Raw genomic sequence first — 12948 nt, 5'->3', positions numbered from 1 at the left:
CACACCATGAGTCAGCAGCGCGGCACCCGTACCGAGGTCATCACGAGCGAGTACCACGGACCCGGAGCGGACGGGATCAGCCGGACCGCCCGTCAGGTGGTCATCGTCGGCGCCGGTGGCCGCGACCCGGTGACCGAGCAGACACCGGCCGTGCACCTGGTCACCCGCGAGGGCCGCGCGGGGCTTCCCGGGGTGACGTTGCAGCACTTCGAGCCCGTGGAGGCGCTGCCCGCGGATCGCGTCGGCTACATGGCCTCCGGTGCCTACGTCGTCGTGCCGGTCGACGTCGCGCGAGCGCTCGACCTGTTCCCGGCCGCGTACGCGCTGCACGACCGCAGCGAGACGCCCGCCGACTACCGCGCCAACGACTGACCCCCCGAACCGAGAAGGAGAACCGACATGCTCACCATCACCCACACCCCCGAAGCCGGAACGATCATCGAGGGCACCAGCCGCGGCGACGGCACCGCCGAGATCCTCAAGGCGTCCGGCTGGCGCTGGGGCCGCTCCATCAGCGCGTGGTACGTCCCGCAGTCCCGTGACCGCCTGCCGAAGTGGTGGACCATCAACCGCGCCGCGACCGCCCTGCGCGACGCCGGACACGAGGTCACCATCGAAGCCGAAGAGACGTTCCGCCCGACCATCGAGGCGGAGGCGGCGACCATCGAGCGCCAGGCCGTCCGGGTCGACGCGCTCGACGCGAAGGCCGACCGCCGCGCCGTCGACGCCGATACCGCCGACGCGGCCGCGCGCCGCGCGTTCGATCGGCTCCCGGAGGGTGGCGAGCCGATCAAGATCGGCCACCACTCCGAGACGCGGCACCGCAACGCGATCGAGAAGGCCCACAACGCGATGGGCCGCAGCGTCGAGGCCGACCGCGAGGCCACCCGCGCCCGCGCCCGCGCCGACGTCGCCGCCCACACCACCGAACACCGCTACGCCCCCGGAATGGTCGCCCGCCGCATCGACCGGCTCGACACCGACATTCGCGGATGCACGCGGAAGATCGAGGGCAGCTCGCACAACTTCGGCGGCGGCTACATCGAAACGACCGCCCCCGCCACCGGCGCTTACCGGGAGCGGCTGCTCACCCAGCGCGCGCAGCTCGACGACCAGCGCGACTACTGGACCGCCGTCCGCGAAACGCAAGCCGCCGCCGGACAAGTCACGATCCACAGCCGAGACACGATCGCCAAGGGCGACATGATCAAGCACCGCTTCGGCTGGCACGTCGTGACCCGCGTGAACCCCAAGAGCGTGACCGTCGCGCTCGACTGGAACGACGGAACCCGCCCCTACAAAGTCGCCTACGCCGACGTTCAGGGACACCACACCGCCGCCGAGGTTGAGGCAGCCCGTACCGCGGCCGCCGAGAAGGCCGCCGCGAGCTAAACGGCGAGGGCTACCTACCTATATAGGTAGGTAGCCCGTGAGGGGCGGGCCCTCACGCTCCCCGGGGATCCCGCTCCGGGAGGCGCGAGCTGCGCTCGTGCAGCGGCGACGGAGCGCCGCCAGAAGGTCGCCCGGCTGCGCCGGCCGCCGTTGGTCGCCCTACTTTTTTGCCGTGAAGCCTTCGGCGGCGCCGGATCGCGCGGAAGCAGTAGGCCGATAGCGTGCGCGGAAGATGCATTCAGTGGAGCAGCGCTCGTCCCGGTCAGGGCACGCGGCGAGGTCGTGGTCCGCGCGGCTGAGGCGGCTGCGCAGCTCATCGAGTCGCGCCCGCTTCTCGTCCAGTTGCCGCACCCGCTCCGCGAGGAGCGGGCGCAGTCCGTCGCGGACGTCCGTGCAGGAGGTGGTTTCGAGGGCGCGGAGGTGCCGGCCGATGTCCTCGAGTGGGAGGCCGAGTTCCTTGCTGGACTCGATGAGGTCCAGGCGGGCGAGCACGTCCGCGTCGTAGTCGCGGTACCCGTTGCTGCTGCGGCTCGGGGTGAGGAGTCCGATGGACTCGTAGTACCGCAACGCCGTCGCGGAGACGCCGCTGCGCTTGCTGACATCCGAGATTCGCACACGCCGACCCTACGGCCGGAGCCCCCGCTTGACCTTCAAGCGGCTCGAACGTTTACCGTTGCACCCCGTGCCCCTCCTCCTTCCCGGTCTGCTGCCGTGAGCGCGTTTGTCGCCTGGCTCGAGCATCGCCAGATCGCCCACTATCTCGTCGCGATCGCGGCCGGCGCTGCGCTCGGGCTGCTGCTGCCCGCCGCGCACCATCTGGAGGTCGCGATCGAGCCGGTGCTCGCGCTGCTGCTGTTCGCCACGTTCCTCGGCGTCCCGTTCGCCGCGATCGGCCGGTCACTGCGTGACGGCCGTTTCCTCGCGGCGGTCGGGGTCTTGAACTTCGTCGTCGTGCCCGTCGTCGCCTATGGCCTGTCCCGGTTCGTGGCGGACACTCCTGCGTTGCTGTTCGGGGTGCTGCTGGTGCTGCTGACGCCGTGCATCGACTACGTGATCGTCTTCGCCGGCCTCGCCGGAGGCGCGTCCGACCGGCTGCTCGCCGCGGCGCCGCTGCTGATGCTCGCGCAGATCCTGCTCCTGCCGCTGTATCTGCTGCTCTTCCTCGGAACGGGGGGCGTCGCCGTGGTCGAGGTCGGCCCGTTCGCGCGCGCGTTCCTGCTGCTTATCGTCGTGCCGCTCACCGCGGCCGCTCTCGTGCAGGCCCTCGGCCGCCGGCACCGGGCGGGCCGGGTCATCGAGTCCACGATGCTCGGCCTGATGGTGCCGCTGATGATGGCGACCCTGTTCGTCGTCGTCGCCTCGCAGGCCGGCGCCGTCGGCGCGGCCGTCGGACAGCTGCTCGTCCTCATTCCGCTCTACGCAGGCTTCCTCGTCGTCATGGCTGCCGCCGGGCTCGGTGTCGCCCGCCTCTTCGGCCTCGAGTACTCCGCGACTCGCGCGCTCGTGTTCAGCGGCGCGACCCGCAACTCCCTCGTCGTCCTGCCGCTCGCCCTCGCGCTGCCCGCATCGCTCGCGCTCGCGCCGGTCGTCGTTGTCACCCAGACCCTGGTGGAACTCGTCGGCATGGTCGTGTTCGTTCGACTCATTCCGCGGCTCGCACCTGGTCGCCCCGCAGAATCGCCGCCGAGCGAAGTGAGCGGGCCCGCGCGGTAGGCATCCGTTGGTGGACCCTGTCAGTGCTCGTGGCGGTGGTGGCTGTCCGGGTAGTGCTCGTGGGTGTGCGTGATCGCCTCGTGAGTGTGGACGTGCCGGTGCCGGGTACCGGCGGGGACGGGCTCGTCGTGCTCGTGGCGGTGGTGTTCGTCCGGGTCGTCGTGGGTGTGCCAGTGGTCGTGGCTGATCGCTTGGTGGGTGTGCTCGTGCTCGTGGCGCTCCGTGAGGTGCAGTCCGATCCCGACCGCCATCAGCGCGGCGGCGACGAGCAGCGGCGCGGTCACCGGTTCGCCGAGGACGGCGGCGAGGACGGCGCCGAAGAACGGGGCGACGGAGTAGTAGGCGCCCGCCCGGGCGGTGCCCACGTGCCGGAGGGCGACGATGAAGAGCACGAGGCTCACTCCGTAGGCGAAGAAGCCGACGGTCATCGCGGCGGCGATGTTGCCGAGGGCGGGCAGCTGCGCTCCGAGTGTGAAGGCGAGGACGAGGTTCACCGGCCCGGCGACGCCGCCTTTGACTGCCGCGAGCCAGGTCGTGTCGGTGAGGGCGACCTTCCGGGTGAGGTTGTTGTCGATGCCCCAGCACAGGCAGGCGCCGAGGATCGCCAGCGCCGGCCAGGGGCTGCCGAACGCGATCCCCGCGGGCACGGTGAGCACGACGGCGCCCGCGACGATGGCGAGCATGCCGACGGCGATGCGCCGGTCGACGTTCTCGCGGAAGACGAACCAGGCCAGCAGTGCGGTCGCGACTCCCTCCGCGTTCAGCAGCAGCGACGCTCCGGAGGCGGGTGTGTTCACCAGGCCGACGAGCAGCAGGACGGGGCCGAGGATCCCGCCGAAGAGGATCGCGCCGCCGAGCGGTGCGTACTCGCCGCGCTCGAGGTGCACGCGAGGGGAGCGGCGGACCAGACGCAGGAGGCCGAGCCCGATCCCGGAGCCGCAGTAGAGGAGTCCGGCGAGCAGCCAGGGGCTGACGGAGTCGAGCAGGAGCTTGGCCGCGGGCGTTCCCGCGCCGAACAGGACCGCGGAGAGCAGCGCCGCCTGCACTCCCCGGCTACGCAGTGCGGTCCGCATCGCCCGCCTCCCCGTGATGGTGGGCGGGAGTGCCGCCGAGCTGGTGCTCGGCCTGGAAGATCGCGTCCGCCACGAGCTGGCTGGCGTGCTCGTTCGTCAGGCGGTAGAACACGCGCGTCCCCTCCTGACGGGTCGAGACCACCCGCGCCAGCCGCAGCTTCGCGAGATGCTGTGACACCGCGGCGGGTGACTTCCCGACCCGCTCGGCCAGGTCGTTCACCGCGAGTTCGCCGTCGGCGAGGGCGAGCACGATCCGCACCCGGGTGGCGTCGGCCAGCATCGAGAACACCTCGACCGCGAGTTCGACGTACGGGCTCTCGACGTGCCGCCCGCACCCGCTGTCTGCATCCATGCGCAGATTCTTTCAGATGAGCAGTGGTCAGGGGAACACGGCTGCAGTGCCCGGTCGGTAACCCGAATACGGACCAGGCACTGCAGCCGCGATCACTGACGTCGCGGCAAGGGCGACATCAGTGAACGTCTGTGGGCCGCGCTGGTGCGGGAGTCGATCATCCGAGGGTGACGCCGCGGGCTCGCATGAACGGTTCAGGGTCCACGCGGGCGCCGCCGGTGCGGGTTTCGTAGTGGGAGTGGCAGCCGGTGGAGGCTCCGGTGGTGCCGACGAGGGCGATGATCTGGCCCGCGGTGACGGTCTGGCCGGCGTCGACGAGGAGGGTGGAGTTGTGGGCGTAGCCGGTCTGGATCCCGTTGCCGTGATCCAGGAGGACCCAGTTGCCGTAGCTGCCGAAGGCGCCCGAGTAGGAGACGGTGCCGCTAGAGGCGGCGGCGACGGGGGTTCCGCAGCTGGCGACGATGTCGGTCGCGTAGTGGAAGGGGTTCACGCCGGCGACGGGCTGTTGCGGGCGGGGTCCGAAGGGGCTGCTGATCCGGCCGGAGACGGGCTTCACCCACCCCTGGGAAGAAGGGCCGGCGACCGGCGCCCCGCCACCTGCGGGCGCAGTGCCTCCGGCCGGAGCGCTGCTGGCGGGCGCAGCGGCGCGTGCAGCTTCGGCGATCCGGGCGGCTTCGACCTGGGCGGCGATGCGGGCGGCTTCCGCGGCTGCTCGGGCTGCTTCCGCGGCGCGGCGCGCGTCCTCGCCTGTCTGGTAGTCGGCTTCGGTCGCGGCGCGGTTCTCGGTGAGAACGGCGAGTTGGCTGCGGAGGGTGCTCTCGTAATCCTGCTGTTCCTGCACTCGCGTGTCGGCGGCCTCGCGCGCGGCGATCGCATCGGCGAGAGCGGCATCCGCGGCGACCGCGAGGTCCGCGAGAGCATCGCGGGCGATGTTTGCCTGCGAGGTGAGGGCGGTGGCGGTGTTGGAGTCGGTGCGGGCGGTCGTGTAGATCGCGTCGGTCTTCTCCGTCAGCTTGGTCATCGATGCGAGCTGATCGAGCAGGCTGCCGCTGTCGGGACTGGTCAGCAGCGCGAGAGTGAGATTCGTGCCACCGGCGCGGGAGAGGGTAGACGCGAGCTGACCGGCCTGCTTCCGGGACTGCTCCGCGAGGGCGGTCGCCTCGTCCGCGTCCGCCTGGAGCTCGTCGGCTCGGTAGGTGGCGTCGTCGAGAGTCGCCTGCGCCTTCTCGTAGTCGGCGACGCGCGCGTCCTGGGCGCTGCGCGCGGTGTCGGCGTTGTAGCGGAGCTCGGTGAGCAGCGCGGTGATCTCCCCGATCTGCGCCTGCTTACTGGTCTCGCTGGAGCGAGCCGCTTCGACGTCCTCCCAGCTCGGAAACTCCGCCGCCATCGCCGGAGCGGGAGCGAGAACGGCCAGCAGGACGCTGAGGGCGACCGCGGAGACCGCGAAGCGGTGGACCCTGCGGCGCGGGGTGTGCTGGTGGCGGGTCATGCGGAGGCCTCCGTCGTGCGTCGGGGTCGTCGAGCGAGGTTGAGGAGCGCGCTGGTCGTCAGGGCGGTGACGGTCGCGGCGATGAGAGCGACTGCGCCCGCGCGGCCCTGATCGAAGAGGACGGCGTCGTCGGGGTAGAGCATCGCGATCCACCACGACGGCGCGAGGATGCTGTCGGTGTCGCGCAGCGTCCAGCCGAGGAGGAGGAATCCGGCCACGGTGGCGAGCAGGGCGAGCAGTTGCTCGATGGCGTCGCTGGTGCGTCCGGGACGACGGGAGAGGGCAGCGGCGAGCAGCAGTCCGGTGGTGATGCTGGTGGCGATGATCGCGGCACGCCCCTGGTAGAAGAACAGCGACCATTGCAGCCAGTCGGTGCCGTAGTACGCGGTGAGGTTCGCGAAGAACAGGACCACGGCGACGCTGGGACGCCGCAGCACCTGCACGAGAACGCCGGACCGGCGTGACGCACGAGGGAGGGCGAACGGCGGCGGGTGTGCAGCGCGGTTCGCGCGATGAAGATCGACCGGTCTCCCGGCGACGAGCAGCGCGGGGACGACGGCGGCGAGAAGCAGGTGCTGTCCGAGGAGGGTGCTGAGGTGCACTTGGGCGTAGACGCCGGGTCCACCGTTCGTCGCCCAGAGCAGAACCAGCACGCCTGCGCACCAGGCGATCGTGCGCCGGAGAGGCCAAGTGCGGCCGATGCGGCGCAGCCGCGTGAGAGTGCGCAGGTACCAGAAGGCCACGGACACGGCGGCGGCGAGGCCGATCCAGTCCAGGTGCCAGGAGGTGAACAGGCGGGCGACGGTGACCGGGTCGGGGTAGGGGTAGCCGAGGAGGTTACGGCGGGGATCGTTCACCGTCGCGTCACCGATCGGGGTCTCGGACAGGGAGAGGGCCACGGACACGCCGATCGTGGCGGCCATGATCACCAGCTCCACCGCGGCCAGGCGCAGGAACGCCCGGCGACGCCGGTCCTCGACTCGCAGGCCGGGCAGCACGCGGGCGCGGTGCCACGCGCCGATAGCGCCGAGTGCCAGCAGGGCGGTGGTCTTGATGATCAGCAGGGTCCCGTAGGGGGTGGCGAGATCGGTGGGGTCGGAAAGGCGGAGGGAGGCGTTGATGATCCCGGAGAGGGCGACGGCGGCGAACGCGAACCCGGCGACCCGCGAGTACCGTTCGGCGACGTCGGGAAGAGCCGCGCCGAGGTGTCGGGCGAGGAGGACGACGGCGAGCAGGCCTCCAGCCCACAGGGTCACCCCGATCAGGTGCACGGCGAGGCTGTTCACGGCGTTGATGTGCTCGTCGGCGCCGGCCGCGTGACCGGTCAACGCGAGCGGGAGCAGAGCGAACAGGGCGAGCGCGAACGCAGCGACACTCCACGCCCGGTCGGGGGTGAGCAGGGTGATCACGTGCACGGCCGCGGCGGCGGCGAGGGAGAGCAGCAGGACCTGACCGAGCTCGAGCTGGGTGATGTAGAACCACAGCTGCGCGGGGAACGTGGGGGAGCTGACGGGGGCGCCGATCGCGTTGGCGACGGTGAACACGAGGACCGCGGCGGCGGAGAGGACCCAGGCGGCGGCCGCCCAGGACGCCCACCGGATCGCCGTCTCCCGGACCGCGTCCCCGGGACGGTTCGAGCGGGGCAGGAGAAGGGCGACGAGGAGCAGGCCCATGGTGAGCGTTGCGGCGAGGTCGTGCAGGACGCGGGCGAGGGGCAGGCCGCGGGTCGCGACGACGCCGGGGTCGATGAGGAGCCGGTCGGGGTCCAGGGCGCCGGTCGCGGCGAGGGCGAGCAGTGCGGCGCCGGCTGCGAGGGGCGCGCCGAGGATCAGCGCGACGCGGGTCGTCCGTGAGGGGCGCTGCGGCGCTTCGTCGAGGGCGGGGTGTGTGCTGGGCACTGCGGGGTGGCTCGTCTCGTCGTTCGGGGAGGTCCGGGGTGTGTGCGTCATGTGCGGGGTCAGATGGGGGTGACGAAGCCGTTGATGAGGTTTTGGAGGCGGTAGATCCCCTCGGTCCACAGGCCTGTGAGCATGGCGGCGCCGATGAGGATGAGCAGCGCTCCGCCGAGGAGGTTGATGGTGCGGATGTGGCGTTTGAGGAACGCTGTCGCGGTGCTCGCCCAGGAGAAGCCGAGGGCGATGAGCAGGAACGGGATCCCCAAGCCGAGGCAGTAGAGCAGCCCGAGAAGGGCGCCGCGGCCGGCGGAGGCGCCGTCGAGGCTGAGGGCGGAGATCGCGGCGAGGGTGGGGCCGAAGCAGGGCGTCCAGCCCAGGCCGAAGACGACGCCGAGAAGGGGCGCGCCGAGCAGCCCGGTCGCGGGCTTCCATCGCGGCTTGATGGTGCGTTGCAGGAAGCGGATCTGGCCGATGAACACGATGCCCATGAGGATCACGAACGCGCCGAGGATCCGCGTGATCACGTCCTGCCATTGCAGCAGCCAGGTGCCCAGGGCACCGAACGCGGCGCCGTAGGCGGTGAACACGACGGCGAAGCCGCCGATGAACAGTCCCACCCCGAGCAGCAGCCGGCGGCGGCTTCCGGTGGCGAGGTCGGGGTTCCCGCCGATGTAGGCGAGGTAGCCGGGAACGAGGGGGAGCACGCACGGAGACGCGAAGGACACCAGTCCCGCGAGGATTGCGATGGGCGCCGCGAGCAGCAGCTGGCCGGCGAAGACGGTCTCGCTCCAATTCACGGCGCCGTCTCCGCGATCGTGTCCGCGATGAGGGTGTCGAGGATGGAGCGGGCGGTGACTCGTCCGAGAATGCGGGACGCGGGGCGCCCCTCCGCGTCCAGGACGATCGTGGTGGGGACGGCGTTCGCAGCGAACTTCCCGGAGAACGCGAGCTGCGCGCCCGCGTCGACGTCGACGATCGAGGGGTAGGTGATGCCGTACGTCTGGGCGAAGGCGGCTGCGGTGTCGGCCTGGTCGCGCACGTTGACGCCGAGGAACTCAGCACCCTGCCCGGTGTACTGCTCGTACAAGGCCTGCAGATCGGGTGCTTCCGCGCGGCAGGGGGCGCAGGCGGCGTACCAGAAGTTCACGACCAGGACCGTGCCGCGATAGTCCTCGGCCGTGATCGTCTCGCCCGTCTCGCTGAGCCCGGTGAACTCCACCGGCTCGCCCCGCGTCTCGGCCGGCCACTCGACGACGGTCCCGTCACCAGCGACGTAGTTCTTGTTCGACCCGGTCCGGTACTGCTCCGACAGCTCATCCTGGGCGCAGCCGGTCGTGGCCAGCGCGACGGCCGCGACCACCGGGAGGGTGAGCAGGGTGCGTCGCGGGACGCCGGTCACGAGGCGAGCGCGGCGTCGAGGGCCGCCTTGATGTCGCCGAGTCGTTGAAGATCGATCGCCTCGTCGTTGACGAAGATGGTGGGGGTGCCCTGCACGCCGAGGTCCTGACCGGCTCGGAAGTCGAAATCGACGCGCTCGGCGGTGGCCGGGTCGGCGACGTCGGCATCGAACTGGGCCATGTCCAGCCCGAGCTCCTCGGCAAAGCCGCGGAACACGTCGGCCTTGGAGTCCTGGCTCTCACCCCAGCTGGCCTGCGTCTGGAACATCCGGTCGTACATGTCCTCGAACCGGTCCTGCTGCGCGGCGGCCTCGACCGCGATCGCCGCGTTCTTCGAATTGCGGTGCGAGGGGATCGGGAAGTAGCGGGTCGCGAACGTGACCCGGCCGGCGTACTCCTCCCGCAGTTCCTCGATGGTCGGGTACACCTGCCCGCAGACCTCGCATTCGAAGTCGAGGAACTCCACCAACGTCACCTCCCCGTTCTCGGCGACGTCGAGACGGTGGGTGTTCTCCTCCAGCACCGCGGTCGACGCGGCGACCTCCTCGCGAGAGGGCGAGAACGGGCGGAACGTCGTGATCGCCGCGATGACCGCGACGATCAGGACGACGGCGCCGATCGCGATGAGGTTGACCTTGGTGCTGGTTTTCATGGGGTGCTTTCTGTCAGGCCGGAGGTCGGCAGAAACGGTGGAGCAGGGGATGCTCGGGTCAGGGTTCGCGGGAGCAGTCCGTGCCGGAGCGCTCGTCGGTCTCGGTGTGGGAGGTGCGGGGGAGGGTGTGCACGAGGACGGTGTGACCGATGTGCTCGAGCCCGCGTTCGAGGAACTCGCGCACGTGCTCATCAGCGATCGCGTACGACGCGCTCCGGCCTTCGCGGTGCACCTCGACGACGCGGTGCGAGCGCAGCAGCCGCAACGCGTGCGAGGTCGCGGAGGGGCTGAGACCGCTGTGCTCCGCGAGCTCGCCGACGGTCCGCGGCCCGGGGAGCAGCGTGATGAGGATCCGCAGACGTCCGGGATCGCCGAGGAGCCCGAAGACGTCGGCGAGATCCTCGATCATCGCGGTCGAGGGCATCGCGTCGACGGGAAGCGCGGCGACGGGCGCTGCGGGCGGGGAGTCGGGGGTGTCGGTGCTCATCGGTGCCTAGATCAGGTTCGTGGTCTCGGAGAACTCTTCGGGCTCGCACTGGATCGTGACGTGCTCGATGTGGTGAGTGTCCTTGAGGACGACGAGGACCCCGGCGAGGACCTTCTCGTAGTCGGCGCCGCGTTCGAGGACGATGTGCCCGCTCGCGCTGTCCATCCCGGAGGTGATGGTCCACACGTGCAGATCGTGCAGCGCGACGACGCCCGGCACAGCGAGGACGTCGCGCTGAATGGCGGGCATGTCGACGTCGTCGGGAGCGGACTCCATCAGGATCCGCAGCGCCTGGCGGGTGAGGTTCCAGGTGCGGGGCAGGATGAACAGTCCGATGCCGACACCGATGATCGGGTCCGCGTACGGCCAGCCCGTGGTGAGCAGGATGATCGCGGCGACGATCACGCCGACGGATCCGAGCAGGTCGCCCATCACTTCGAGGTAGGCGCCCTTGAGGTTCAGGCTCTCCTTCGATCCCGCCATCAGCAGCCGGAAGCTGATCAGGTTGATGATCAGCCCGATCACCGCGGTGATCAGCAGCGGCGCTCCCGGAACCGAGGGCGGTTCGGAGAAGCGCTGCACAGCCTCGAAGATCACGTACCCGGCGACCGCGAACAGCAGGATCCCGTTCGCCAACGCCGCGAGGACCTCCAGCCGGTAGAAGCCGTAGGTGCGCTGCGAGGTCGCGGGGCGGGAGGCGAGCGTGATCGCCGCCAGCGCCATCCCGAGCCCGAGGACGTCGGTGCCCATGTGGGCGGCGTCGGAGATGAGCGCGAGCGAGTTGACGGAGAACCCGACGACGAACTCGACCACCATGTACGCCGCCGTGAGGCAGAACGCGATGACGAGGGGCCGACGGTGCTTGCCGGCGGCGGACACGGCGGACCCGTGAGCGTGATCAGATCCCACGAGCACCACCCTCAATAGCTGCATGAATGAACATATGAACAGTCTTGCACTTGTTGGTGAGTCGCGGTGCGGTTCTATCCCGCATTGTTCGAGAGCCAGGCGTAGGGGTCGATGGGGTCGGTGCCGCCCGCCCACACCTCCAGGTGCAGGTGGGGTCCGGTGCTCTGACCAGTGGATCCGACAGCGCCCAGACGCTGACCGGCCTTCACGGGTTGCCCTTCGGAGACGGTGAGGGATCCCCACTCCATGTGGGCGTAGAGGGTGCTCACGAGTTCGCCGTCGACGACGTGGTCGATGACGGCGTAGTTGCCGAATCCGGTGTCGGTCTCGCCGGTCTCACGGACCACGCCGTCGGCGACGGCGCTGATCGGGGTGCCGGCGCCGGGGATCATGTCCAGGCCTTTGTGGAAGGTGGAGCAGCCGCTGCACGGCGCCACTCGAGGGCCGTAGTCATCGGAGATGCGCACGCCGACAGGGAAGGGCCAACGCACGGAGCCGCTGGAGAGCTCGGTCGCCGTGGACCCGGTCTCGGTCGCTGCTTCCGAATTGTCGTCAGTTGCGGCGAGGGGGCCCACGGCGCCGGTCGTCTCGGTGGTGACCTCGACGATGCGTGCGGGTGCAGCGGCGGCAGTGAAGTTGTCGCGGATGACGATGCTGTCAGGCAGGTCGGAGGCGACAAAGGCTTGCGCGCTGACCGCGGCGGCGACTCCCGGGGTCTGCGAGGCGGCCGCACTGGAGGCGGGCAGCAGCGTGCCCGGGAGGGCCATGACGGTGGCGAGCGCGATCGCCGAGAACGCGGCCGCGGCGGGAAGCACTCGGCGGGAGATCGGTTGAGGTCGCGGCGTCGGACGGGCCGGTCGGCGACGGAGCGAGCGAGTTCGGTGTTCGAGCGCGAGAGCGGCGCGGCGGGTTCCGGGGGTGGGCGGGGGAACGGAGGCAGAGAGGGGCATTGCACGTCCAGGGTCGGCGAGAGGTCGGTCGCGGGGGACCTGGCTCCGTTCAGGGGGCGCGCACGAACGCGCCGACCGATGCGGAGATCAGGTCAGCAGCGACGGCCTACAGCCGAAGAGGAACGCAGCTCGCAGAAAGACTCGGCCGCACGCGGGCAGCCGTGGTGAACAGCGTCCATGTCGGCGTGGGGGGCGCCAAGCTGGCTGGAGCCCCGCGCCCGGGCCGCGCACGAGCGGCGAGGGCGATGACGATGACGATGACGGCACAGACCACCGCAAGCAGGGCGCACAGCTCAGCGATACCCCCGAGCGTCGCCGCCTCGGTGAGGTCAACCCCGCCGGATGTCAGGACTTGCTGATCACCGACCGTGGTGGTGATCGTCGACGCCGCGACCGTGTCAGCCGGGACAGCATCGTGCAATCGCTCGAGAGGGTGCCCGAGGAGCAGCGCGAGCGCGGTCAGGACGACGAGGAAGAGCAGCGTGAGGGTTCGCTGCACACCAGCGCGCGAAGCGTCTGGTTGCAGGTTCGTCACGATGGCATCTTCCCGATAGCGTCGAAGAAGCCTGCGGTGTAGGCAGGCAAATTTCGACGTAGCGTATCAAGATCAGCTGTTGGTGGCTACGAGGTTAGGGATCG

The 12948-nt window shown here is 70.4% G+C and carries 15 protein-coding genes; 3 read left to right on the top strand and 12 right to left on the bottom strand.

Features of this window, described 5'->3' with window-relative positions:
* Positions 1 to 6 precede the first annotated feature (6 nt).
* Both EDF35_RS19265 and EDF35_RS19260 read left to right on the top strand, forming a co-directional pair.
* Entirely contained in the window at positions 7 to 372 is a 366-nt protein-coding gene (locus EDF35_RS19265; RefSeq protein ID WP_056045649.1) for a hypothetical protein, read from the top strand.
* Positions 373 to 399: 27 nt separating this feature from the next.
* A complete protein-coding gene (locus tag EDF35_RS19260) occupies positions 400 to 1392 on the top strand; it encodes a DUF3560 domain-containing protein (protein ID WP_056045646.1) in 993 nt (330 codons plus the stop codon).
* Positions 1393 to 1551: 159 nt separating this feature from the next.
* On the opposite strand, the gene EDF35_RS19255 is transcribed toward EDF35_RS19260, so the two are convergent.
* Positions 1552 to 2007 carry a MerR family transcriptional regulator gene (locus tag EDF35_RS19255; protein WP_082499393.1) on the bottom strand — a complete coding sequence of 152 codons (456 nt, stop codon included), beginning with the start codon at positions 2005 to 2007 and terminating at the stop codon, positions 1552 to 1554.
* Between the two features lie 96 nt (positions 2008 to 2103).
* On the opposite strand from EDF35_RS19255, the gene EDF35_RS19250 reads away from it, so the two are divergent.
* A complete protein-coding gene (locus tag EDF35_RS19250) occupies positions 2104 to 3105 on the top strand; it encodes a bile acid:sodium symporter (RefSeq protein ID WP_056045643.1) in 1002 nt (333 codons plus the stop codon).
* A gap of 20 nt (positions 3106 to 3125) precedes the next feature.
* On the opposite strand, the gene EDF35_RS19245 is transcribed toward EDF35_RS19250, so the two are convergent.
* The 11 genes from EDF35_RS19245 to EDF35_RS19195 all read right to left on the bottom strand — a co-directional run bounded on the left by EDF35_RS19245 (position 3126) and on the right by EDF35_RS19195 (position 12844).
* Entirely contained in the window at positions 3126 to 4178 is a 1053-nt protein-coding gene (locus tag EDF35_RS19245) for a DMT family transporter (RefSeq protein ID WP_133963495.1), read from the bottom strand.
* Complete coding sequence (locus tag EDF35_RS19240; protein WP_056045635.1) at positions 4159 to 4530, bottom strand: metalloregulator ArsR/SmtB family transcription factor; 372 nt, start codon at positions 4528 to 4530, stop codon at positions 4159 to 4161. Before EDF35_RS19240 ends, EDF35_RS19245 begins: the two co-directional genes overlap by 20 nt.
* 157 nt (positions 4531 to 4687) lie before the next feature.
* A complete protein-coding gene (locus EDF35_RS19235; RefSeq protein WP_133963494.1) occupies positions 4688 to 6019 on the bottom strand; it encodes a M23 family metallopeptidase in 1332 nt (443 codons plus the stop codon).
* The gene (locus EDF35_RS19230) at positions 6016 to 7917 is read right to left on the bottom strand and encodes a cytochrome c oxidase assembly protein (protein WP_133963493.1); all 1902 of its coding nucleotides are present in this window, start codon (positions 7915 to 7917) and stop codon (positions 6016 to 6018) included. The genes EDF35_RS19235 and EDF35_RS19230 overlap by 4 nt, the downstream gene beginning before the upstream one ends.
* Before the next feature lie 59 nt (positions 7918 to 7976).
* Positions 7977 to 8711, bottom strand: a complete 735-nt coding sequence (locus tag EDF35_RS19225; protein WP_133963492.1) for a cytochrome c biogenesis protein CcdA — start codon at positions 8709 to 8711, stop codon at positions 7977 to 7979.
* Positions 8708 to 9313, bottom strand: a complete 606-nt coding sequence (locus tag EDF35_RS19220; protein WP_133963491.1) for a TlpA disulfide reductase family protein — start codon at positions 9311 to 9313, stop codon at positions 8708 to 8710. The genes EDF35_RS19225 and EDF35_RS19220 overlap by 4 nt, the downstream gene beginning before the upstream one ends.
* Positions 9310 to 9963: a thioredoxin domain-containing protein gene (locus tag EDF35_RS19215; protein WP_133963490.1), complete on the bottom strand. Its 654-nt coding sequence runs from the start codon at positions 9961 to 9963 to the stop codon at positions 9310 to 9312. The genes EDF35_RS19220 and EDF35_RS19215 overlap by 4 nt, the downstream gene beginning before the upstream one ends.
* 58 nt (positions 9964 to 10021) lie before the next feature.
* Positions 10022 to 10450: a metalloregulator ArsR/SmtB family transcription factor gene (locus tag EDF35_RS19210; RefSeq protein WP_197409454.1), complete on the bottom strand. Its 429-nt coding sequence runs from the start codon at positions 10448 to 10450 to the stop codon at positions 10022 to 10024.
* Between the two features lie 6 nt (positions 10451 to 10456).
* Positions 10457 to 11359 carry a cation diffusion facilitator family transporter gene (locus EDF35_RS19205; protein WP_056045871.1) on the bottom strand — a complete coding sequence of 301 codons (903 nt, stop codon included), beginning with the start codon at positions 11357 to 11359 and terminating at the stop codon, positions 10457 to 10459.
* 74 nt (positions 11360 to 11433) lie between these two features.
* Positions 11434 to 12126 (bottom strand): M23 family metallopeptidase, encoded by a 693-nt coding sequence (locus EDF35_RS19200; RefSeq protein ID WP_166674175.1) that lies wholly within the window; start codon positions 12124 to 12126, stop codon positions 11434 to 11436.
* 289 nt (positions 12127 to 12415) lie between these two features.
* Complete coding sequence (locus EDF35_RS19195) at positions 12416 to 12844, bottom strand: hypothetical protein (protein WP_133963488.1); 429 nt, start codon at positions 12842 to 12844, stop codon at positions 12416 to 12418.
* Positions 12845 to 12948 lie beyond the last annotated feature (104 nt).

Source organism: Rathayibacter sp. PhB151 (assembly GCF_004366415.1).
Lineage (GTDB): Bacteria > Actinomycetota > Actinomycetes > Actinomycetales > Microbacteriaceae > Rathayibacter > Rathayibacter festucae.
Note: the sequence above shows the minus strand (reverse complement) of the source record. Positions and strands in the feature narration are given on the sequence as shown.

Excerpts from the sequence above, each read along its gene's own strand:
- EDF35_RS19200 (WP_166674175.1), bottom strand. The coding sequence starts at position 12,126 with ATGGCCCTCCCGGGCACGCTGCTGCCCGCCTCCAGTGCGGCCGCCTCG.
- EDF35_RS19235 (WP_133963494.1), bottom strand. The coding sequence starts at position 6,019 with ATGACCCGCCACCAGCACACCCCGCGCCGCAGGGTCCACCGCTTCGCG.
- EDF35_RS19265 (WP_056045649.1), top strand. The coding sequence starts at position 7 with ATGAGTCAGCAGCGCGGCACCCGTACCGAGGTCATCACGAGCGAGTAC.
- EDF35_RS19240 (WP_056045635.1), bottom strand. The coding sequence starts at position 4,530 with ATGGATGCAGACAGCGGGTGCGGGCGGCACGTCGAGAGCCCGTACGTC.
- EDF35_RS19245 (WP_133963495.1), bottom strand. The coding sequence starts at position 4,178 with ATGCGGACCGCACTGCGTAGCCGGGGAGTGCAGGCGGCGCTGCTCTCC.
- EDF35_RS19215 (WP_133963490.1), bottom strand. The coding sequence starts at position 9,963 with ATGAAAACCAGCACCAAGGTCAACCTCATCGCGATCGGCGCCGTCGTC.
- EDF35_RS19260 (WP_056045646.1), top strand. The coding sequence starts at position 400 with ATGCTCACCATCACCCACACCCCCGAAGCCGGAACGATCATCGAGGGC.
- EDF35_RS19210 (WP_197409454.1), bottom strand. The coding sequence starts at position 10,450 with ATGAGCACCGACACCCCCGACTCCCCGCCCGCAGCGCCCGTCGCCGCG.